Raw genomic sequence first — 20,942 nt, forward strand, 5'->3', positions numbered from 1 at the left:
GAAATCGGCGCAATGTTCGTTGACGAGTTATTCGGTGCGGGTAAAAGTAACGGCGCAAAGCACGTTGCAGTCAAGTTTGGGAACGGTTACTTCGGAAGGCAACAACACGTTTTTGATTTCCAACATACCGATTGCGCAAACGGCGAGTTTGACGGTGAAATCGGCAAGCGGTTGTACGTTTGTCAAGCAAGTGGACCGTACTTTGTGCGACGCTAATCCACCGCAGCAATGCGTTGATAATCCAGCAGGCCCCAACGTGACGATGTGCGAACCTACTTTTACGTATAGTTTACCCAAAGCCAGCAACGGCCGCGTGTGGAGTGTCGTGGGTGGAAACCCGTCGTTTACAACGATTGACAGCACGGGTTTGGTGAAAGGGTTGAATAAAACGGGTACGTACCGATTTATCTTAACGTCAACGCTTGAAAATTGCGTGGATACGGTAAGCATTACGCGGTTGGCTGCACCGACATTTGGCGTCTTGTTGTCTCCTCCGACCTGTGCGGGCGATAGCGCGAAAAAGGACGGCTATTTGCAAATTACAGGCTTTGACCCAACGGCTACTTTCGGACTTACAGTAGGCGCAACCTACGACGAAACCGTTGTTCAGCAGCCGATTCCTGCCAATGGAAGGTTGTTGGAAGCGATTGCCAATCCAACGGCGGCGGTTACTTACGCGATTCGAGTAATGACGGTCAACGGTTGCTTTGCCGAAAAGAAAGTAGTTTTGCAGCCAGTAAACTGTGAATGTCCTGAAATACCTTGTGTACCGTTACAGATGCAACGGAAGCGGAAGAAATAAAATTAACCTCCCGAAAAAACCTCCCGAAAGTTTTAGAACTTTCGGGAGGTTGGTTGATTTACTTCTCAATTACAATATCATACTTCTCTAGCAACCCCGCCACACCTAAAAGCGAGAATTTCGCTTTTTTGATTTTGTTGGTTTCGGGGTTAATCACGTAGTTGTACGACGACCTAAAATCGGCCTTTTCAAGCAAAGTACGGTCAAAACTGGCAAGTTCAAGGTTGCAATTGTTGAAAACCGCCTGACTCAAATCACATTCTACAAAATCAACCCCTTGGAGTTGGGTATCTTTAAAGTGCGTTTTTTTGATTTTTGTCCGAAAAAACGAGGAGTGGTTGAGTTGGCAGCCTTCAAAAGAGAAAGAAAGGCCAAAGCCATTGCAGTTGTCGAATCGTAGTCCCAAAAGTTTACAATCTTTAAAAATCACCCCATTCAAGGTCGTATTTTTTAGATTTGCCATACTCAAGTTGCAGCCTTTAAATTCGCAGTCGATGAATTTTATGCTTGATAAATCGCCGTCCGCAAAAAGGCAATTTTGAAACACACAGCTTTCGTATTCGCCCTTGGGAAGAGGTGTTTCGGTGAAGTTTTGTTTATCAAATAATTGGTCTTGTATGTAGCTTTCTTGCATAATGTGGCAGACTTTCCAAGTTTAAAACAGTCGATACTCAAGCTTGGAAAGTCTATGTACTTGCATAATGTGGCAGACTTTCCAAGTTTAAAACAGTCGATACTCAAACTTGGAAAGTCCATGTACTTGCATAATGTGGCAGGCTTTCCAAGTTTAAAACAGGACGATATTCAAACTTGGAAAGTCCATGTAAAGCTAAATTTCCAAGTTTTGTCCCAAAAATAGACTAAAATCGTATGCCAAAACAATATTCTTATCTGTGAAAAATATTGGGGTCAATCTGTGGGCAAAAGAAGTTGAAACTCAAATGGGAACTTTACTGCTTTTATCCAACTTAATTTAACATACGGTTCAACGTGTCAAAGCAGTGATGCAAAGAACCATCAAGAAACGTCCTTGTCAAACGTGAAAAATAATTTCTCTCCTTCTTCTTCAGGCTTACTTAGTATGTTGTTTGCGGCATTTTGCTTCTCGGTTTCGGGGGCTTGTACGCGGGTGTTAGGCAAACACATTAGCTCCGTCGAACTGGTTTTTTTTCGGAACATCATTGGCGTTCTTTTTGTGTTGTTTAGCGTTTTGCAACGGCCTTTGGTGCAGACGGGAGGAAGGCTGGGATTGCTTGTTTTTCGAGGAATTATCGGAACCTTGGCGCTGTATTTGTTCTTCTTTGCCGTGACCAAAATAGGTCTGGCCGAAGCCATTACCTACCAGCAATCGTACCCCGTTTTTTTGGCACTAATTGGCGTGTTGTTCTTAAAAGAAAAACTATCAACACCCGTTTGGTGGGCTATTTTTATTGGATTTTCGGGCATTTGTTTCATTTTTTTGCCGCAGTTTCACACCGATTTTTTGAGCCTAAAACACCACGCCCTCGGTCTTACTAATGCCATCATGACGGCCTTGGCATACATGAGTATTGCGCAGTTGGCGGGGTATTACGACTCCCGCAGCATTGTGCTGTCGTTTATGCTTTCAGGGATTTTGATGCCAATGCTTTCACTCGGATTGGGTGAAATGGTAGATGCCCCCGAATGGTCGTTTCTCATCGCAAAATACGTGCAACCTGCGGGTACCGATTGGCTGTGGATTGCGTTGTTAGCAATTTCTGCTTTGTTGGGACAAATCTTTTTGACCAAAGCTTTTACGTATGGTAAATCGGCGGAAGTGGCGGCTATTGGTTATTCCAATATCGTTTTCTCGGTCATCTTCGGCATTTTTCTTGGCGATGCGCTACCTGCCACGTTGAGCTGGTTTGGGATTGTGTTAATTATCGTTTCGGGAATATTGATTGCCTTTCAGAAAGGGAAAAAAGTGGCTCACTAGAATTTACCTCAGCAACGGTTTGGCTTGTAACGCCTGTACCAATGAAGCCACCGCAAGTAGCCCATACAACGCCGCGACAACGACAGTGGCTTTGGTGTTTTTGAGTAAATAAAAGGAAAGAATGGGCAACACTTGCAAGGCGTGCATCCCGATAAAATGAGCAACCCGAAGGTCGCCGACGGTTTTACTCCACCCCAACACAAACAAATTGGAATTGTCGTTGTAAGCACCTACGCTGTGGTTGAGGCGCGAACCCATCGCAAAGCCCTCAAATGCAAAAATCACAAACAAAAGAATACCCAACCGAATGGCCCATAGATAGTGGAGTGGGAGGGTAGGGAACTCCTGCTGCAAGAATAACCAGCCGATGTAAGCCGTGTAAACGGTGGTGGCGCTGGCGGCGATGGCCATCAATCCGTACAATAATGAATAGATTGGGCTGCTGACGTTGTAGTGCGACAACTGACCTTTGCTTGCCTGAAAGGCAATGTAGAAGAGTTCAAAACCAAGCAATAAAACGGTAGTCCAGTTGAAAAGCGATAAGTTAAATTTGGGTAAATAGTAGCAATACCAAGCCATCGTCCATGCGTAAGCTCCAATGGATAAAGCGAATTTCAAAGGTTTGTTCCACGCGTTTACCTTAAAAACTTGAACTGCAGTCACTTGGCTAAGGACCAAAAAGGCCAACGTCAGTAGGTTGCAGATTAAGCCAAAGTAAAAGAGCGTTTCGTTGCGCGATTTGAGTTCAGTAAGGAAGTTCATGGGAGTGAAAATGACGTTTTCAATGCCAAAAATACAGCATTTGCCAACGTTAGGCACGTCAATAGGGGTTCAACCAGCAGATGCTGTCGGGGAAGTGTATTTTTAGGCCGTTGAAACGTGGTGTGCTTACGGGTGATTCGTGTCTTTTTTAATAGAAACGACGGGCAGATGAATACGGTATTTTTGGGCAATGATTCGGACAAAAATTACTACAACTGCGGCGATGAGTTGGGTAAAACTGGTAGAAAAACCCACTTGAAGCCCCGCATAATACACCAATCCGCCCGCAACACAAGCCAAAGCGTAAATATCTTTGCGCAGCAAGAGGGGCACTTCGTTGAGCAATACATCGCGAATGACGCCGCCAATCGACCCCGTGACGGTGCCCATGACGATGCACACCCAAAATGGCAAGTCCATGGCAAAACTTTTACTAATCCCCACTGTAGTAAACAGCCCCAAGCCAATGGCGTCGAACAAAAACAACGCCCGCTGCCACTTGAAAATGCTGTCTTTGAACAAAAGTGCCGCCACCAACGCGACGCCCGTCATAACAAAATAGTGGCTCTCTTGCATCCAAAATGGTCGAATACCCAGCAACACATCCCTGACTGTACCACCCCCAATGGCCGTAACCAGTCCAATGAGATACGCTCCAAACCAATCCACTTTTTTGTTGGAAGCAAGTTCGATGCCACTGAGGGCAAAAACAAAGGTGCCAATAAGGTCGATGGAGGTGAGGAGAAGCGTGTTGGGGGGAAGCATTTTTTTAGTGTCGAGTGTCGAGTGCAGAATGTCGAATTTTGTGCTGAGGGTTGTTGAATTGTGCTGAGGGTTGCTGAGTTGTGTTGAGGGTTGCTCACAACCCGATTTGAATTGTGTTGAGGGTTGCTCACAACCCGATTTGAATTGTGTTGAGGGTTGCTCACAACCCGATTCTAACGCACTAAAGTATTCCTTTCTCTAACTCCTTCAAATAAATGAAATCGGGGGATTTTACGCCTGCTTCTTTTCGGATTTGTACCAATTTAGGAGACTCAAAAAAGGCTTTGGCGTTTTCTAGGCTATTCCAAACGGAGAAGTGGACGATTTTGTTGGCGTCGTTTTCGTACTTTAAGACTTGGTACGATTGCTCGCCCGCTTCTTTTCGGATGCCTGCGGCCTGGTCAAAAATGGCCTTCCAAGCATCGTAGTCGGCTACTTCGTGAATGATTAGAACGTATTCCATGAGTGAAGATTAAAGGTTGTGGTATGCAGAGTAGATGGTCAAATATACCGTTTAATTTTATTTTGTTCCAAAAACTGCCGCTAATAGCAAACTCAATAAACCGATAATATTGGCAATTTGACGGTACTGAAAAATGATAAACCATTGTTCTCGGACGCTTTGCCAGTTCGCAGGAATCGTATGAGCAGACCAGCTATTGATGACATCATTAATTGGTAAACTGCCTTTTAGCGTGAGTAAAATATCGGCAACTAAAGCGACAAAAGCGATGCTTGCACAGATAAATAACCAAGTTTTGGGGGTTTGAACGGTGAAAATTACCAGCAACAGATTAGCCAATAACGCGGTGTAAATCACATATTTGAAATTGGCTCTCATCAATGTATCGGTCAGTTTTCTGATTTCGAGGTACGATTCCGCATTCAGTCCTAACTGTAATTGTTTTAGGGAAAGAATGTACATAAAAGTTTGGCTTGCAATAATGCTGTACGCCAAAATGGTGATGAAGAGAACGATTTTTGTTGCCATTTTTTGTTGAGTTTTTAGATTAAATCATTCTTTTTAATGAACATACTGCCGATAATAATGAGCCAAATGAGCCAAAGTGTGCTGCCAAGAAATCCCGCCAAATCCCACACAGGAAAACCGTTGATAACGGTTGCAAATAATTCGGCTTGTGCCAAAAAATAAATCACTGAGCTTACTATTCCCAACACATTGACCCATTTTGGCATTAGTTTTAGTTTTGAAAATGCGTAGGTCATCATCAATGTCCAGGTAATGGTAAAAAGTTGCCCAAGATGTTCGCCCAAAATCACCCCGCCAAACTGATGAATGGTTTTGAAAGACACAATAGCCGCCGCTTTGGTAGCTTCGTCCGTAGCATTCACAAACGTATCGGAAAGAACGGGTACTACAAAAGTCCATCTCAATAAACCAATCATTTGCACCACCAATCCAATTATGCCAATCGTGGTAGCTGTGCGAACTGACGGAATTTTATTCTCCAATTTTTGACCCATCATACTATACGCAGGAATCAGCGGCAAACCCGTAACGGCAAATGCAAACCAAGTCCAGATTAAAGAATGGCCACCTTCGTAAAATCGTTGTAAAACGCTTGCGGTATCTTTTCTCAAAATATCGGGATAATCAAAACTCATGGTGAGCATTGTGTAAGGAATGAGCAATGCAACGGCAGCTATAATCAGTAAAATACCGATTGTTTTTGAATTGTTTTTCATGATAAATTATTGTTGAAAATATTTTGAAGTTGAATGTTTGCAGCCCGACCTGAGTGGAGCTCTTTTTGTGAGGAGGAACGACGAACAAAAAAGCGGGAACACAATTGAGAAAAAGCGAAGGCTTTTATCGAAAATTGCTCACGAAGTGATGCGGAAAAGCTGCCCAAATAACTCATATAAATTCTTAAAAGAAAAATGAATAACTAATGCCTGGTGTTGGATTAATTTTTAAATCGTGGCCTTTAGAAGCGACTGCTATTCCGCCGATGCGTAAGTTAAGACCTTTCCAAACCATCCATCGGAAACCAGCTTCCATTCCCAACGCATTTTGGTCTTTGTAGTCTAAATTGATGCCTCGTAAATACGAAACGCCTGCATAAAAAGAAGAAGGATTTTCTTTTTTACCAACGGGTAAAAACCAAGCAGTAACGCCTGTTTTGATGAATTTTGTGGTAACGCCCGATTCAAAAGCAGTGATGTAATAACCCGCGTGAACCGAAATTTGTTTGTGACGATATTCAACGCCAATAGAAGGATTTCGGAAACCATTAATGCTGATTTCATTGTTTGAAAAACGGCTTTGCGAGAAAGCGACAGACGATAAAAGGAGTGCGAATAGTGTAAAAAATACTTGTTTCATTTTGATTTGCATTTTGATTGTTAATTGATGATGCAAATTTCCTGATTCAAGATTTCTTTCTACTAGACAAATGTCCAAAAGCGAAAATCAGCGGATTTTATTTCTAATTCGGCTCAAATGTCGCGGCGTAACGCCCAGCATCGACGCCAAATGTTGCAGCGGAATGTGTTGCAAAAGGTGCGGTTCGGTTTTGAGAAGTTTTTCGTAGCGTTGTTCGGCAGTAAGCACAATCAAATCGTGACGGCTTGCATCAATGCCACAAATACTGGCTTCTAACAAACCAATGTAGAAATCCTTGAAAGCTGGAATTTCGGCCACCAACATTTTTAGGTTGGTCTTAGAAATCAAGCTAATGCTGCTGTCTGTCAATGCTTTTACGTTTTCGAGGGCAGGCTTTTCGCCGATGAAACTATACACCGACGCAAAAAAAGTATTTTCGATAGACACATACGAAGTTACTTCTTCACCGTCTTTGATGACGTAGTATTGAAACATTCCACTTTCTACCAAACCGATGTGTCGGCTTATTTTGCCTTCTTCCACCAAAAAATCGTTCTTGCTGAAATGCCGTAATTCAAAGGCGTTAAGAATTTTTTCAAGGTCTTTTCCTGAAAAACCAAGCGACTCGAAATAGGATTGTACTTTTCGCATAACTTAAATTTAATGGGGGAAGTGGTGAATTAGTGACCGTAATTTTCTTTTAGTTTTCGCATCAAAAGCCGCACTCCCTGTTGGGTGTCGGGGCTGAACGAGTTGGTAAAAATAAGGTAAGCTTTGTTTTTGAGTCGGTCGATGTGGGCAATGGTATAGTAGGTGCCAACTGTACCCGAATGAGTCGAAAGTTCGTTGCCGTTTTCGTAAATGTTGTACCAGCCGAGGGAGTAATTTTTAATACCCTTGTGAATAAACTGATAGGTGGTAGGAGCGAGGTAATTTTTTTGCCCACTTAGTCCTTGTAAATTGAGTTGGATAAACTTGACGTAATCGGTGAGACGCATGTTGATGTCCCCCGCAGGTTCCGTATAGTCCAAATGGTAATCGAAAGTGGAGGGGACAGGTTGCAATTTGCCGTTTTCAAAGCTATGCCCCCACGTATCTTTATGTTTCTGATTTTCGGGCCAAGACAATTGGACGTTTAGCTTGAGTTGTTTGTTCAATTCTTCGTCCACCAACTGCTCCCAACTTTTGGCAGTTACTTTTTCCAGCATCAGGGTCGCTAGGGTATAACTTGCGTTGGAATAAATAAAGGGAGTATTTTCGTCCATTTTTACGGGGTCGAGGGTAAGAACAAAGGCCCCAAACTGCTTCCTTTTTTGCGGATTTGTCCCCTTAAAAGCGGGAATTACGGGGTCATTTTCTCCCTGAAAAGGCAAAATTCCTGCTTTATGTGAGAGTAAGTCCTGCAAAGTAATGGCGGCATAGGCAGGTTTACTTTTCTTTTTCCATTCGGGAAATACCTCAAAAAACTTCGTTGTCCATTTTAGCTTGCCTTTTTCCACATACTTGGCAATGATAAAAGCCGTCATGGCTTTGGTGTTAGAGCCAATATGGAAGCGGTCGTTGAGGGTGGCCGTGTCGGGTAGTGCGATAGAATGCCTTCCCAAAGCGGCGATTTCTAAGGTAGAATTAGCATCGACGACGGCATAGTTAATTTCGGGAATGTGGTAAGCTTTGCGGATTGAATCGGCAAAAGAAACCGTTTTTTGGGCTAAGCCACAAGTGGCACTTAGCAAAAAGAAGGCAGCGATTGCAATTTTCATTTTGGTTCTGTCGGCTATTTTCTGTTCCACATTGCAAGTTACGGACGAATGATTAAAAATTAAACCCAAAATGAAAGCCTGGTTCTCCCCAGACAAATTTCGACCATTTATCATCCAACTGTTTGAATCCATCAGGTAATGTTGTGTGATAAGCACGGTGGGTAATGGCAATGGAGGGTTGAATAAAAAACCTGTCTTTAAAGAGTTTGATGTGATAACCAACGCGGTAGGTGTTGAAAATCTGAAAGCCATTGTCAATGTTTTTGCCGTCAGTATTCACGAATTTTTGCAACGTTGGCATGACATTCAGTTCGGCGTATAAACCTTGCCACAAAAAACGTTGGTACGCCACCGAAACGCCATATTCACGGACATACCCAGGGAATTTTTCTTCTGGTTTTCCATAGGCTTTGTTTAAAAAGGGGTGAATCCCATTCGGCCAAGCATATTTCCATGTTTTGGGTTCTAAGGTAATTACATCTTTTCCCGTAATACGATAACCAATGTTGAGTTGGGCAAAGTTGGGGGGATTGGTCGTGGCCAAATTGCCCAATAAAAATACCGTACTGCCAACAAACCACTTTTTATAGGTGTTTTCTTGGTTGGCATATTGTGCCTTTACCTGTGAACTAATTACGAGCACTAAGGCGAGTGCAATCCATAAATTTTTCTTTTGCATGTCTGTTTTCATTTGTGTTAAACGATGCTGCAAAAGTAGAAGTAGGGATTGCCTAACCTCGTTCACTTAAGTTAAGAAACGTACCTTAGCTTTTATCTTTTTCCGTAATTCTGGCGCGTAGTCGGCTCAACGATTGGGGTTTAATACCCAAATAGCTGGCTAATTGGTGTTGTGGGACTCGCTGAATCAGGTCGGGTCTTTTATGGAGTAAGTTTAGGTAGCGCTGCTCGGGGGAAGAAGTCTTGAACTCGTCAAAGTCTATACGTTGTTTGGCCAACAATTCTTCCGATAACATCCGACACATGATTTCAAACTTGGGAAACTTGCTGTTGACTTCTACCTCCATGTCCGAATTTGAAACGGTAAGAATGCTGTCTTCTACGCAACTGACGTAATAGTCGGATGGCATTTTATTTATCACGCAAGGAGGCGTTAAGGCTTCCATTTCGGTGTAGAAAGCAGTGGTTTTTTCTTCCCCGTCTAAAATGTAATAGCTTCTAATACAGCCTTTTAGTACGAAGTAACTCTCTTTTGATTTTTGACCTTCCTTGAGTAAAATCGTCCCTTTCTTGACAGAGTGAAAGAGGTCTAACGAAAGCAGGACGTTTTTTTCATCGTCGGTCAGAGTGATGTATTTTGAAATAAAGTCAAACAGGGTGTTTTTCATGATTTGGCTGTTGCTATTGTTGGTTATACTTGGTGCAAAGGCGTTGCATTTATCCATTCGTTGACAATCTCTATCAATTCCGATTTTCCATTTTCGATGTCCTCCAGACTTTTGAAAGTTATAATTGCGCGGTCATTTTCTTTCCAGACCAACCTCTTACTTTTATTCGCAATTAGTTTGTCTTCAGGCTGTGCTTGTTTGCTTACACCTCTATGAAAAATCAATTGCACTTGTTTCGTGGGAGGTTGAATTCTCATTGTAATTCTATCCGCATTGCCAACGCAGTAGTTGGGGCCATTCCATTTTATATTTTCTGTTAAATCTGGATTTGCAGATAGAATGTAACTTCTTACTTGTTCTATTTCTTCTCTAAACAGATGATTTTGCTCATCCAAGAATTTTGTTACCTCAGTATTTTTCATTTTGTTAATGCCTTATCTCTGACAGAATACGCTAAGGTAGTTTAATTTGATTATTTTCCGATAGCGCGAGTGTTCCACTCGTGCTGACTATCCCAAGGCTTCAAGCCTAGGTTAGGAACCGAAAGGCTAGAAGTTTTTGACTAAGGCCACGTGTGGGGGGCGTAACATCGAGAAAATCAAATGAAGTAAACTATTTACATTGATATATATATCCAAATTCTTTACTTAATGTTCCATCACTAAATATTATTTCACTTGACAATAGGAAGCCATTTGCATTAAATTGATATACATACATGCCTTTTGAGGTAGAATTTCCATTGAATTTAATTGCTTGTTCAGGATAAAACTTATCACTTTCCCCGAAGCTGCAAAAATAAGGAATCTTCGTTTTAATAGGAATTTTACTAATTATATATTGATAAAATAGATGTTTTTCAGAATTTCTTTTGTTAACAAAAGAAGAAGTGTACCATTTTGAAACAGAACCTTCAGAATATTCAAATTCATTGATATAATAATCTCCTGTAAATTCTCCTGTAGTGCTATTTTGGTCTTTTTGGGTTGATTTTATCAGGTAGTTTTTACTATCATATTCTGAGAAAATAGTTGTTGTAGGAAATTTACCTTTTGGATTACTGAATATTTCCCTTCGCATGACTTTCCCATTTTTATCGCAAAAGTATTTCGTAAGCAACAGACCATTAACATACTTGACCATATATGGATTTATATCTGAGTCTAAATTGTTTCTATTTTCTTGGTATGTATATTTTGTAGTATCGTTTTGTTCAATCTCAAAATAACTAATCAATTTATTGTCATTGTTATAATTGTAAATTGCTGTTACACCTCCACCGCCTTTGTTGCCTTGTGACAAACTTGAGCTTTTTTTTAGTAAACACTCAGGTGAGGTGTTCTCAATAGCTGGATCGTTTTTAGGGGTTTTATTACATGAAAAAAAACTCGTAAAAATCAGTAATAGTGTAATGCCTGCTAAATTTAAATTCATAAAACTAAACAATTATAATGTGTTTTTTTTAGTTTAAAATTGCTTTGCGATAGCGCGAGTGTCCCACTCGTGCTGACTATCCCAAGGCTTCAAGCCTAGGTTAGGAACCGAAAGGCTAGAAGTTTGTTGATAAAGGCCACATGTGGGATGCACGCGGTATCGGAGGTTGGGAGCACTCACTGCCAAGCTAGCCGCTCGCCCGAGTTCCGTTCAATCCCAAACACTTTCAGGAGTTTCATGGCGTGGTTTTCAGCTACTACGAAACCTTAATTATTGGGCATAGTGCATTTTGTCCTACAACTTGTCGATTTCGTCTTTTGACAAGCCTGTATATTTCATTATTTTGTCAATAGGCTCTTTGTCTGATTTCATTAATCTAGCCATTTCAATTTTTCCTTCAATTTTTCCTTCAACTTTTCCTTCGCCAAAAGCGGTGTCAATAACACCTTTTAAGTCTCGATACGTTTTCAAACTGTTTTCATAATTGTCCAATTCAGCTTGGCCAAACTTGGCAAGTTCTGCTTTCTCAAAGGCTTGGATAAATACTTCGTCTTTAAAAATTGTTGGAATGGTTTGAAAATCCTCTAAATGCTTGATGAAATACAACCATTTGTCCAAACGGGTGTTTAACTCATCTTCCGTTTGTTTGAAGTTGGGCATTTCAAGGTAGATATAGGTTAGCTTATTATAAAAAATTTTACCGTTTTGGTTTTTCAATTTGATGGTATGAACTACTCCACTTCTTTCGGGCTCATTTTCGTAGTCGTCAAACGTAAAATCAAGAATACCAATACAATAAACAGCTTTCAAGTTGTAATTCCAGTCACCTTTTTCGGCTTGTTCCCGAATAGGGAAAGTCGAATAATAGATAGTCCTTTCCTTAAAATAATTTTGTTTTGCTTTTTGTAGTTCTACAATGAATTTTTCGCCCTTTTCGTTTTCACAATAGATGTCATAAATAGCTTTACGGTCAGCGTCGGTTTGTCCTAAATGTTCTGTATTTTTAAAGTTCAGGTCAACGATTTTGCTGGTTTGAGGCAAAAGAGCGTTCAAAAAGTCAATCAATAATGGTTTACTTGCCTCTTCTCCGAAGATTTTCTTAAATCCAAAGTCAGTAAAAGGGTTTACATATTTTGCTTTCATCGCTTTATCTATAATTAGTAAGCAAAGATAACCAACTTTCTGATAGCGCGAGTGTTCCACTCGTGCTTACTATCCCAAGGCTTCGAGCCCAGGCTGACAGTCGAAAGGCTTATAAAGGCCACGTGTAGGATGCACGCGGTATCGGAGGTTGGGGTCACTCACTGCCAAGCTGGCCGCTTCTTGCTCCAGAGGAACCAAATCTTCGTAGAAATAAATAATTATCCTCCCCTAAAGCCCCGTCGGTGCGGCCGACGTTCGGTGACCTCTTTCACTAAGCGTCGGCTATTTCGGGAGGGGTTTATTATTTTTCTACAAAGGTTTTGCCTCTCCGAGGCTGTTTTTTTTAATGCGTTTAACCTATTAAAATAGAAAACGCACTATAAATACCAAAAAAGCATTTGTAATGCTCTTATAGTGAGGTGTTTGTCGATTGCGAAGTAGCGACGAATAAACCCAAAATGCGCAGTCCTTTTTCATCCCGTCCCAACCAGCAAGTTGGGGCGGGATGTTCCTTTATCTCCGAACACTCAGCTACCCTTTCCCCATGTTCTGCCTAATGACAAAGGAGTTGTTATCAGGGTCGCAGAAGAAAAAGAAAAGGTCAACGTAGCCCTCGTCGGAGGTGTTGGAAATGATGTATTTGTCATCGCCTTCGCCACCGCCCATTGGCATCACTACCACCCCTTGTTGGAGCAAATCTTGCAAGGCCGCCTTTATATCGTCCACGATAAAACTGGGCACGGTGCCGTTGGCGGGCATGGATGGATAAGGCGCGTCAATGTCTTTGTACAGCCCAATGGTGAAAGTCCCGCCCTGTGCGCAGGGCGCATTCATTTCGAGGTAGGAGTTCGTGCCATAGGTGCCTCCGTCGCTGATGGTATAGCGTTCATCCACGGTAAAGCCCAGCACATTTTCGTAAAATGCCTGTGAGCGCAGCACGTCGCTGACCGATAGTTTGGTGACTAATTGTTGTAAATGAAAGGTCATAATTGGGTAGTGGGTTGCACAAATTCATACGATGGCCCAATGGTGTAGCCATCCTGCCCTGGGAAAGGCATTTCGGCGAGTTTTTGGCAAGCAAGCCTCAAATCAAACATCAGTCCGATGGTGTTATTGAGGTTGTCGGGATGGCCGTTGAAAGTTTGGTGCAGCCCAAAAAGTAGGTTACTGTACGTTTGATTAAACGAGTCCAACAACCGACGTTCTTCGGAGCCTTCGGGCAACATCTCCGCTTTGGTGTTGGGGTACAACGGAAGCACGTTAGAGGGGTCGAACGGGATAACGGGACCCGTAAACGAATAGCCGTTGGGAGCATTGGGGTCTCTGACGAGTTCTCTGCCCTTGTACAATTCCTCAAACTTATAATAGTGGGCGAGTTCGTCGTCGGTGCCCAACGGCGACACTTCGCTTCCTTCGCCTTGTTCTACGATGACGTTGATGGCATTGATGGCGTCCGTTTTGGTCAGGATGGGGTAGAGGAGGTCGGAAGAGAAAAAGCTGGAAGTTACCTGTTTGGCGGGATTGCCAGGCAATTCGTCGGGGGCGAGTTCGGCTATTTTGGCCTGCAATGCCCGATAAAAATCGCCGATGGTTTTGTACGTAGCCTCGGTTGCTGCCAGCGCCATGGTTTTAAACTCGATGGGGTTTTCGGGCTCTTCAATTTCCATAAAAACGTTGTGAACCACGTCGAGGGAGTATTTTTCGATGCCCACAATGAGCGAACCGCCAATGCCCATGGGTAAATGCGTGGGGTAATTGGGGACAAAATCGGGGCGTGAGATGGCGGGGCATCCGCCCACGGCATTGAGGATGTTGGCCGCAATGGTCATGTGCAACATCTCTTCAATCACAATCGAGTGGATGACCTTTCGGATGTCAGACTCGGTATTGGCCTTGAACGAAAACAACGCGGTTAGGTACGGAGGAATGGTGGAATGTTCCAACTCAATGGCATTTTGCAGCATCGGAAAAAGCTCCGCTAAGCTTTTGGCATTTTGAACCGCACTTACAAATTTTGGACTTATCTTGAGCATGATGATTATTCAGGTTTAGAATTCAAACAAATTGGTTAACGCTGGGAAATTAATCAAAGAGCCATTTTTGGCTTTGGTGGCCTCGACCAACTTTTGTTGCTGCTCAGAAGGCGCTGCTGTGTCGAGCTCGGCGTTGGCGTCAACGCTTTTCAGTTTTATTCCTTTGGCGGCAGCGGTGGCGGGGTCATCAACGATGGGGTTGTCCAACCACTTCAAAATCGTGAGTCGCTTGGTTTCGGATAAGTCCCGCGTGGCAGGCATGTAGATGGGGTCGTGGATGTCGCGGGTAAAGGCAAATTTCAAGATGTCCTTTTTGGCAATCATGGCTTGTGGATCAGCAAAATTGATGAAGTACTTGCTCATGATGGGGTATAGGTTGGCAAACTGCGTCATCATGTCCGAAATGTCGCTCCACGTAGGGGTTTCGGGGATGGGGAAATCGTCCCGTAAATGGATTGAAATAGACATGGGCGCGGCTCCAGGAATGGCGCTGTCGGGTTGCTGATTGGCCAAGGTGTAGTCCAATAGGTAGATTTGCCCGTCGATATACACCCGTGGCGAATGGATGCTGTTGCCCGTGATTTCGATTTGGGCCATGCCTTGGGCGTTGGTTTGGCATGAAGGCGCAAAACTCAACCCGTCCTGAGGTTTGTTGTTGCCGTAAGTAATAGAAATCGGGGGCGAATTTTTGTCTTTGGGCGTATCGGGCGTGGGCGGCTCCATCGTAATCGTTAATTCGGTTTGCGGTAGCGGCTGCCCGTACTGATACGCGTAGAGGTTGACCGTCACTTTTTGGTTGGTGTCGATGCGCTGCACAAAATTGTCGGCGCGGCACACGATGCCGTCAATGGCCTCGCGGGCAATCAGCAGGTATTGGGTAGAACTGCTGCCCGCTGCTACGAGAACCAACTGGTTGTTTTTCAGGTCATTCACTACGTCTGCCGACAGCAGATTGAAATCGACAATGCCGCAGGTGCTATTGAGCCAAGTGGAACCTTGTTGGTACGGGACTTTGCCAATGATTTCAAGCTGACTGCTGTCGATGAGTACGTTTCTGATGGCGGGCGGGTTGGTAAGTGGTTGCTTGCTGACCGCCAAGTAGAAATCATTGGTCGTATTGATGGTTCCGATGGAATCGGCAATGGGAAACGAACCGCCCAAGTCAATCGACAAGCGGGCGTTGGCAGCATCGAATATAAAATTAGAACCGCCAAAGACTTGGCCTCGTTGATAAACCCCGTACAATCTCCGCGCGGGGGCAAACAAATCAGGCTCATTTTCAAACCACGGGCCGATGCAGCCCAGAATTTTTCCGAGAGAAAAGCGTCCGTCGGCGTGGGCGTAGTAGTAGCCAAAGCCGTTGAGGTTGATGCTGATTTTGTTTTGTTGGGTTTTGGCCTTCAACGCCATCAAAATGGGTGATTTTTCGGCCAATTTCCCGTACTTGACATCTTCCAGCACCGACGTCCACGAAGCACCCATGGGTTGACCGTTGGGCTGTCCGCCGTTGGTTTGGCGGCGTTGCAAATCTCGAAAACCCGTGGGTTTGATTCTTCCTTCGAGCAACAACTCATTGTGGGCCGAAAGGATTCGGAAAGTCACGCCCCAAAGCTCCGACACCATTTGTTGGTCGGGGTCTAAGTCCACCATTTTGCCCGAGTTTCGCCCTTCGGCACCCGTCACTAGCTGTCCAATGATGCCATCCAAGGCAGGGTCGGTAATGGTCGTTCCGTTTTCGTTGGTGGCTTGCTGAATCGTGCAATTTTGAAAGCCAAAGGTAGCACCGCCTTCGGGGTTCCACCAGCCGTTGGTCGCTCCTTGCCCAGGAATCTGAAAGCTCGACTCAAACGTAGCGTTGTTGTAGTGCTGCGTGTCGTTGTTGACGGTGGAAACATCCGAGGAAAAGTCTCCAGAGAATACAATTCTAGGGAAATGTAAATAAGACATGTTTTTTTGGTTATTGGTTATGGGAATTACGAATGACGGGGGGAGTCCATAGTCGATAGACCATAAGTTTTAGTCCACGGTTGATAGACCATAGTCCACGGTTTATTGACTGTCAACTGTGGACTATGCACTATGGATTTTAGTCGATAGACCATAAACCACGGACTATCGACCATAGACTATCGACTATGGACTATTAAGGACTGGCTAAAAAGTTTGTTTGGGTTCTTTTTCATAAAACGTTGTTGAAATAAATTAGGGGAAATGCCCGTAAGGGCGGGGAATGTGCACAGGCGTATGTAAGCCTAAGCGAGTAGTACGAGTTTTTTCTAACGTTGTTGTGTTGAGTTTTTTTACAGTGCTAATATAGAAAAGCTTTTTGAATAAAAAAACATATAACTACAAAGAATTTGCCGTCGAGGTGGGAACGGGGATGGCTATTTCTTTCTACGAAGATACAGATGTTTTCTCGTCCGCTATTTTCGGTATTCTTATGTTTTTTGGACTTATAATAATGTAATTTGTTTTCTTTCCACTGTCTTCTGCTTTCAACATTTCTTTTGCGACCAAATCTTGCAAATCACGTAAAGCTGTGTCTGAGGAGCATTTGGTAAGTTTGGCGTAAGTGGATGTTCGTAAAAATCCCACTTCTTTGCCGTAATTGTCATACAGATAATTGATTACAAGTCGTTGTCTGTCGTTAATATTTGTTGACTTGTGTTTGTCCCAAAAGTGTGCTTTGTCCAAAATGATTTCCAAATTTTGCTCACTTGCCATTAACGCCCTTTCAAAACAGCCGAGAAACCATTCTAAATATAGTGTGATGTCTGATGTTCCTTTTTGTGCTTTTTCAATAATGTTGTTATAGTGTTTATGTTCTTTGAAAATTTGGTTTGATAAGCTGTAAAAACGAATTTTACTATTATCGCTTTTTGCTAACCACATATCTAAAATGGCCCTCGCTATCCGTCCGTTGCCGTCATCAAAAGGGTGAATGGTGACAAACCAAAAGTGAGCAATGATAGATTTCAGAACCAAATCCAACCTCTTTTCACTATTCAACCAATTTAAAAATTGTTCCATTTCGTGTGGAACTCTGTCGGCTGATGGTGCTTCAAAATGTATTTTTTCTCTGCCAAAAATGCCCGAAACAACCTTCATACCCCCTGAACGATATTTGGCAACATCAATTTGCTGGTAACCGCTAAAACCTGTTTGAAAAAGTGAGTGATGCCAACCTAAAAGGCGTATTTCTGTGAGTGGTTTGTCGAAATTTTGGGTAGCATCCAAAATAACATCAACAATCCCTTCAATGTTTCGGGGTGTCTGTACAAAATCAGCATTTTCAATGCCTAATTTTCGGGCAATAGACGAGCGAACAAGTTCAGGATTTATAAATTCACCTTCAATTCTTGATGTATCTACAACCTCTAAAATAAGCGATTCTAAAGTGGCACGTTCTATAAAATCGAATCCTAAACTTTCCATACGACCCAATAAACGTCCTTGTAAATGCCTTACAGAGGCCAAGACAGGCGATAACTTGTCGTTATCCCAAACAAAGTTTGTCCAATTTTCTCTTTCGTGTATGTACATAATTACCGCCGCAAAATATGCGGTGAAAATAAGGATTTTACACCGCAAAACAATTTTTTGCTTCTAAAATGTTGAATTAGCACTTCACTTTCATAGTAAAATTGAGCATGACAAAAAAGTACTCTGATGAGCTACAAGAAAATACGCTCATCCATCGAATCATTGGATAAGTGCTTGATTTTAAAGGGATAGTGTTTTGTGCGTAGTGTTTCGATACTTGGCCGCAGCTCAAGCACGTTCAAAGGAAATTCCATACAACCGCTAGGCTAGCCGCCCGAATTTCGTTCAAGACTGGACGCTTTCGAGAGTTTTATGGTGTGGCTTTCAGTCACTACGAATGCTTAGTTATTATAGGTAGGCCTTTAGTCTTTTTCCCAAAGTTTCAAAATTGAGTTGTCATACCAAACAATTGTATTCTCATTGATAATTAAGTAAAACACTACTTCTTCTAAAATAGGTAAAAGAAAGCTCTCTAAAACTATCAATGCTGTATTTTCAATAACAGGATGATTCAGCAACGTTTGATGGGTCAAATGAAATTCAGTTTCTCTATTATGTACCATTGAATTTCTGAAGGCATAAACGAGCTTGGCAAAAAAATGAGGAAGTGTATCCGCAGTTATATCCCCATGTACTATTGTGTTGCCTTTTCCTGTCTTGATATTTAAGACATCAATCAGAAAGTTAATTTTTACTGCATCTACAAATGAACCGGGAATTAATCCAGACCAACTATTCAATATTTTTGTATTGAAAGTTTGTCCAGGGGTATGCTCTAAAGCTAAAATACTTTCAAAAAGCTTTTTTAGCATATTAATTTCGGAATCATTAATCCTATCGTACATTCTCTTAAAATCTCGAATAGAAAACACTTCTCCAGAAGAATCTCTTTCAAGCTTAACTAAGGGCGACTTATACATGAAATTTTCGAATACATGGTAAACCCTAAGGTATTTATCCAAAATATCTTTTTGATAATTGTACTCGCTTATAATGCCTATTGAATCTGAAAATTGTTGATAGTTCTTCCCTAGCGAGACCAAAAAAGAAGTTGGTATTGCAGGGGGTAAGAGATATTCATAAGAACTATGAATAATTCCACCAGTCTTTACGATATGTAGACACAATGTTGCCCATACGATTTTAGGTTTTGCTGAAAATGTTGACTTAACCAAAACATATTTGTCGGCAGTCAAGAGGTTAGCGTGAACACCTATTTTTGATAATAGATAATACAAAATATGGACGCCACTGTTTATTGAATCGATATAATTTTTAAACTCTGTGGATTTATTAATATTAAAAAGAAATAATGAATGCGTTATGTCAGTTGTATCAAAATGCAAAAAGTTATCTTGAACAATAGCTTCATTCATTTCAACAATATCAAAGTCCTCGATTGCCACTTCTTCTTCTAAATTTAAAGTATCCGCTCCCCCGAATTCAGAGGTTAACTTTTGAATAATGCTAATAATGGCAACCAATTCATTTTTCCTGAAATTTGGGAAAGCGTTGAAGTTGTCATTATATTCAGTTATGAAATTTAGTAAATTGGTAAAATCGGGATAGAACTCTCTTCTCAATTGAGTTTTAGTAATTTCTCTTTTCTCCGTAGCTATTTTTTCGGAAATATCTATCAATTTATTTTGCCCTTCTTCGTCCAAACCATCATGAAACGCGGCAAAAGAAGCACCATCAATTGTGAGATTATTTAAGAGAGCAATTAGGTTAGGGTAAATTATATCAATCTTTCTCATACGGTTTGCCCTTTAAAGTGGTTAGACCATATGATTATTTGCTCAGTATTTTGAAGCAGTGCATATATGCCATTATAAATAGCATTCTTGTTTACGGTTCCAATATTTATTTTACTAAGGTCAAGGCTATTGCGAACTACTTCATATTCCGTTAAGTTAAGTGAGGCGGGGTTTTTCACAATTGTGTCGTTCAACTTTTCTAACATAGTCAATGCAGATTGAGATTCTTGACTTCCGAATTTGCCTAGGGCAGCAAACATGCCGACCAATGAAACCTCACGCCCCATCCATTTTGTACCTAGTTCACCAAATTGGTTCTTAATAGCGGTGTCTAATTTTAAAAGTGTATCTATGAACTTGTGTAAGAAATCATAGTTGAAGTAGTTGTCAAATTGCTCAATATCAAAATCTGACGATTGGGTTTTATGAACTAAGTTGACATTCGCAGTTATTGGTTTGCCCTCATTTAAAGAAAGGATTGAGGTTATAAGATGAGAGAAATGAAACTGTCCTTTTTCTCTATTCTTGCTAAATACTGTTGAATTTGAATCTTTTTCTCTTATCAAGACAAATGAGTCAAGACCTGATTTTTTGATAATTGGAATTAGGTTTAAAAACAAAAGTTCAAGTTGGTGCTGTGTCTTTACTGGTTTATGGCCAGCATTTAAAACTAGCATCTTATTTACTTCCTGCTGCGGTGTTAGGCCAGACCATATTTCAAACCACTGATAGTTATTAAAACAGTTCTCAACAACTGCATTTTGTTCTGGTTTTGACTTTTCATTGTAAAACTTTATAATCGCTTCTAAAAGTTTTGAGTTTGAATTTATTTTTTCAAGTGCTTCAGAATACCGTCTTGATAGTTGTATTCTTTTTAATCCAAGTATTTCGTCCGATAATAAAACTTGAGCATTGAAAAATTGAATGGAATCCCAAATAAGCTTTAAGCGATATGTTCTTTGAAGGCCGTCAAGAATTTTAAATTCAGTTATAGTTATCTTTTCATTCTGTATTGTGAATTTTCCAGCATCGATTACTAATACAATGGGGGGGATGTGTTTTTGTTGAAGTACTGTGTCAATTAAATTGTCTAGATATGTGTTAGTAACAATTTCCCTTTGAACTTCATAGTCCTGGTAACCTAAAGGAAGTGAGGTGACAAAGTCGGATAGAGTGATTTTTGTCAAATAGCAAGTCCCTCCGTTTTCTTGCATTTTGTCTAATATTATTCCATTCATTTTTTATGAAGTTTTTGTATTTCGATTCTGAGTACAGTACTCATTAGGCTTACCT

General features: G+C 41.6%; 23 protein-coding genes. 2 read left to right on the forward strand and 21 right to left on the reverse strand.

Going from position 1 to position 20,942, the window contains the following annotated elements; translation table 11 throughout:
- The coding region (locus FHS57_RS04370; protein ID WP_183971657.1) for a hypothetical protein at positions 1-802 on the forward strand (802 nt) is incomplete at its 5' end.
- A 58-nt stretch (positions 803-860) separates the two neighbouring features.
- On the opposite strand, the gene FHS57_RS04375 is transcribed toward FHS57_RS04370, so the two are convergent.
- Positions 861-1,436 (reverse strand): pentapeptide repeat-containing protein, encoded by a 576-nt coding sequence (locus FHS57_RS04375; protein WP_183971658.1) that lies wholly within the window; start codon positions 1,434-1,436, stop codon positions 861-863.
- Between the two features lie 405 nt (positions 1,437-1,841).
- Here FHS57_RS04375 and FHS57_RS04380 point away from each other — a divergent pair, with 405 nt between their 5' ends.
- Positions 1,842-2,759 carry a DMT family transporter gene (locus tag FHS57_RS04380; RefSeq protein ID WP_310586963.1) on the forward strand — a complete coding sequence of 306 codons (918 nt, stop codon included), beginning with the start codon at positions 1,842-1,844 and terminating at the stop codon, positions 2,757-2,759.
- A gap of 3 nt (positions 2,760-2,762) precedes the next feature.
- Here FHS57_RS04380 and FHS57_RS04385 read toward each other — a convergent pair whose 3' ends face one another.
- The 20 genes from FHS57_RS04385 to FHS57_RS04475 form a co-directional block, all read right to left on the reverse strand.
- Complete coding sequence (locus FHS57_RS04385) at positions 2,763-3,521, reverse strand: hypothetical protein (RefSeq protein WP_183971659.1); 759 nt, start codon at positions 3,519-3,521, stop codon at positions 2,763-2,765.
- 126 nt (positions 3,522-3,647) lie between these two features.
- Positions 3,648-4,286: a trimeric intracellular cation channel family protein gene (locus FHS57_RS04390; protein ID WP_183971660.1), complete on the reverse strand. Its 639-nt coding sequence runs from the start codon at positions 4,284-4,286 to the stop codon at positions 3,648-3,650.
- 181 nt (positions 4,287-4,467) lie between these two features.
- Positions 4,468-4,749 carry an antibiotic biosynthesis monooxygenase gene (locus FHS57_RS04395; RefSeq protein WP_183971661.1) on the reverse strand — a complete coding sequence of 94 codons (282 nt, stop codon included), beginning with the start codon at positions 4,747-4,749 and terminating at the stop codon, positions 4,468-4,470.
- 57 nt (positions 4,750-4,806) lie between these two features.
- Positions 4,807-5,277 (reverse strand): hypothetical protein, encoded by a 471-nt coding sequence (locus FHS57_RS04400; RefSeq protein WP_183971662.1) that lies wholly within the window; start codon positions 5,275-5,277, stop codon positions 4,807-4,809.
- Positions 5,278-5,291: 14 nt separating this feature from the next.
- Positions 5,292-5,993 carry a DUF4386 domain-containing protein gene (locus FHS57_RS04405; RefSeq protein ID WP_183971663.1) on the reverse strand — a complete coding sequence of 234 codons (702 nt, stop codon included), beginning with the start codon at positions 5,991-5,993 and terminating at the stop codon, positions 5,292-5,294.
- Positions 5,994-6,177: 184 nt separating this feature from the next.
- On the reverse strand, positions 6,178-6,633 hold the full coding sequence (locus FHS57_RS04410; protein WP_183971664.1) for a hypothetical protein: 456 nt from the start codon (positions 6,631-6,633) through the stop codon (positions 6,178-6,180).
- 87 nt (positions 6,634-6,720) lie between these two features.
- Complete coding sequence (locus FHS57_RS04415; protein ID WP_183971665.1) at positions 6,721-7,284, reverse strand: Crp/Fnr family transcriptional regulator; 564 nt, start codon at positions 7,282-7,284, stop codon at positions 6,721-6,723.
- 29 nt (positions 7,285-7,313) lie between these two features.
- Complete coding sequence (locus FHS57_RS04420; RefSeq protein ID WP_183971666.1) at positions 7,314-8,393, reverse strand: serine hydrolase domain-containing protein; 1,080 nt, start codon at positions 8,391-8,393, stop codon at positions 7,314-7,316.
- A 52-nt stretch (positions 8,394-8,445) separates the two neighbouring features.
- On the reverse strand, positions 8,446-9,072 hold the full coding sequence (locus FHS57_RS04425; protein WP_183971771.1) for a hypothetical protein: 627 nt from the start codon (positions 9,070-9,072) through the stop codon (positions 8,446-8,448).
- 85 nt (positions 9,073-9,157) lie between these two features.
- Positions 9,158-9,739: a Crp/Fnr family transcriptional regulator gene (locus FHS57_RS04430; protein ID WP_183971667.1), complete on the reverse strand. Its 582-nt coding sequence runs from the start codon at positions 9,737-9,739 to the stop codon at positions 9,158-9,160.
- A gap of 23 nt (positions 9,740-9,762) precedes the next feature.
- Positions 9,763-10,161, reverse strand: a complete 399-nt coding sequence (locus FHS57_RS04435; RefSeq protein WP_183971668.1) for a DUF1801 domain-containing protein — start codon at positions 10,159-10,161, stop codon at positions 9,763-9,765.
- A gap of 190 nt (positions 10,162-10,351) precedes the next feature.
- Complete coding sequence (locus FHS57_RS04440) at positions 10,352-11,173, reverse strand: hypothetical protein (RefSeq protein WP_183971669.1); 822 nt, start codon at positions 11,171-11,173, stop codon at positions 10,352-10,354.
- A 294-nt stretch (positions 11,174-11,467) separates the two neighbouring features.
- Complete coding sequence (locus FHS57_RS04445; protein ID WP_183971670.1) at positions 11,468-12,316, reverse strand: Rpn family recombination-promoting nuclease/putative transposase; 849 nt, start codon at positions 12,314-12,316, stop codon at positions 11,468-11,470.
- A 531-nt stretch (positions 12,317-12,847) separates the two neighbouring features.
- Positions 12,848-13,303 carry a VOC family protein gene (locus FHS57_RS04450; protein ID WP_183971671.1) on the reverse strand — a complete coding sequence of 152 codons (456 nt, stop codon included), beginning with the start codon at positions 13,301-13,303 and terminating at the stop codon, positions 12,848-12,850.
- Positions 13,300-14,349 (reverse strand): ferritin-like domain-containing protein, encoded by a 1,050-nt coding sequence (locus FHS57_RS04455; RefSeq protein WP_183971672.1) that lies wholly within the window; start codon positions 14,347-14,349, stop codon positions 13,300-13,302. The genes FHS57_RS04450 and FHS57_RS04455 overlap by 4 nt, the downstream gene beginning before the upstream one ends.
- A gap of 15 nt (positions 14,350-14,364) precedes the next feature.
- Positions 14,365-16,296 carry a hypothetical protein gene (locus FHS57_RS04460; RefSeq protein WP_183971673.1) on the reverse strand — a complete coding sequence of 644 codons (1,932 nt, stop codon included), beginning with the start codon at positions 16,294-16,296 and terminating at the stop codon, positions 14,365-14,367.
- 447 nt (positions 16,297-16,743) lie between these two features.
- On the reverse strand, positions 16,744-17,892 hold the full coding sequence (locus FHS57_RS04465) for a Fic family protein (protein ID WP_183971674.1): 1,149 nt from the start codon (positions 17,890-17,892) through the stop codon (positions 16,744-16,746).
- A gap of 131 nt (positions 17,893-18,023) precedes the next feature.
- Positions 18,024-18,146 (reverse strand): hypothetical protein, encoded by a 123-nt coding sequence (locus FHS57_RS31955; protein WP_262889929.1) that lies wholly within the window; start codon positions 18,144-18,146, stop codon positions 18,024-18,026.
- Between the two features lie 108 nt (positions 18,147-18,254).
- Entirely contained in the window at positions 18,255-19,649 is a 1,395-nt protein-coding gene (locus tag FHS57_RS04470; RefSeq protein WP_183971675.1) for a hypothetical protein, read from the reverse strand.
- Entirely contained in the window at positions 19,646-20,887 is a 1,242-nt protein-coding gene (locus FHS57_RS04475) for a hypothetical protein (protein WP_183971676.1), read from the reverse strand. The genes FHS57_RS04470 and FHS57_RS04475 overlap by 4 nt, the downstream gene beginning before the upstream one ends.
- Positions 20,888-20,942: the final 55 nt, after the last annotated feature.

Origin of the sequence: Runella defluvii (assembly GCF_014195535.1) — a bacterium.
Taxonomy (GTDB): Bacteria; Bacteroidota; Bacteroidia; order Cytophagales; family Spirosomataceae; genus Runella; species Runella defluvii.

Excerpts from the sequence above, each read along its gene's own strand:
- FHS57_RS04385 (WP_183971659.1), bottom strand. The coding sequence starts at position 3,521 with ATGAACTTCCTTACTGAACTCAAATCGCGCAACGAAACGCTCTTTTAC.
- FHS57_RS04440 (WP_183971669.1), bottom strand. The coding sequence starts at position 11,173 with ATGAATTTAAATTTAGCAGGCATTACACTATTACTGATTTTTACGAGT.
- FHS57_RS04475 (WP_183971676.1), bottom strand. The coding sequence starts at position 20,887 with ATGAATGGAATAATATTAGACAAAATGCAAGAAAACGGAGGGACTTGC.
- FHS57_RS04390 (WP_183971660.1), bottom strand. The coding sequence starts at position 4,286 with ATGCTTCCCCCCAACACGCTTCTCCTCACCTCCATCGACCTTATTGGC.
- FHS57_RS04375 (WP_183971658.1), bottom strand. The coding sequence starts at position 1,436 with ATGCAAGAAAGCTACATACAAGACCAATTATTTGATAAACAAAACTTC.
- FHS57_RS04395 (WP_183971661.1), bottom strand. The coding sequence starts at position 4,749 with ATGGAATACGTTCTAATCATTCACGAAGTAGCCGACTACGATGCTTGG.
- FHS57_RS04445 (WP_183971670.1), bottom strand. The coding sequence starts at position 12,316 with ATGAAAGCAAAATATGTAAACCCTTTTACTGACTTTGGATTTAAGAAA.
- FHS57_RS04410 (WP_183971664.1), bottom strand. The coding sequence starts at position 6,633 with ATGAAACAAGTATTTTTTACACTATTCGCACTCCTTTTATCGTCTGTC.
- FHS57_RS04435 (WP_183971668.1), bottom strand. The coding sequence starts at position 10,161 with ATGAAAAATACTGAGGTAACAAAATTCTTGGATGAGCAAAATCATCTG.
- FHS57_RS04470 (WP_183971675.1), bottom strand. The coding sequence starts at position 19,649 with ATGAGAAAGATTGATATAATTTACCCTAACCTAATTGCTCTCTTAAAT.
- FHS57_RS04420 (WP_183971666.1), bottom strand. The coding sequence starts at position 8,393 with ATGAAAATTGCAATCGCTGCCTTCTTTTTGCTAAGTGCCACTTGTGGC.
- FHS57_RS31955 (WP_262889929.1), bottom strand. The coding sequence starts at position 18,146 with ATGGAATTTCCTTTGAACGTGCTTGAGCTGCGGCCAAGTATCGAAACA.
- FHS57_RS04465 (WP_183971674.1), bottom strand. The coding sequence starts at position 17,892 with ATGTACATACACGAAAGAGAAAATTGGACAAACTTTGTTTGGGATAAC.
- FHS57_RS04450 (WP_183971671.1), bottom strand. The coding sequence starts at position 13,303 with ATGACCTTTCATTTACAACAATTAGTCACCAAACTATCGGTCAGCGAC.
- FHS57_RS04430 (WP_183971667.1), bottom strand. The coding sequence starts at position 9,739 with ATGAAAAACACCCTGTTTGACTTTATTTCAAAATACATCACTCTGACC.
- FHS57_RS04425 (WP_183971771.1), bottom strand. The coding sequence starts at position 9,072 with ATGCAAAAGAAAAATTTATGGATTGCACTCGCCTTAGTGCTCGTAATT.
- FHS57_RS04460 (WP_183971673.1), bottom strand. The coding sequence starts at position 16,296 with ATGTCTTATTTACATTTCCCTAGAATTGTATTCTCTGGAGACTTTTCC.
- FHS57_RS04455 (WP_183971672.1), bottom strand. The coding sequence starts at position 14,349 with ATGCTCAAGATAAGTCCAAAATTTGTAAGTGCGGTTCAAAATGCCAAA.
- FHS57_RS04415 (WP_183971665.1), bottom strand. The coding sequence starts at position 7,284 with ATGCGAAAAGTACAATCCTATTTCGAGTCGCTTGGTTTTTCAGGAAAA.
- FHS57_RS04400 (WP_183971662.1), bottom strand. The coding sequence starts at position 5,277 with ATGGCAACAAAAATCGTTCTCTTCATCACCATTTTGGCGTACAGCATT.
- FHS57_RS04405 (WP_183971663.1), bottom strand. The coding sequence starts at position 5,993 with ATGAAAAACAATTCAAAAACAATCGGTATTTTACTGATTATAGCTGCC.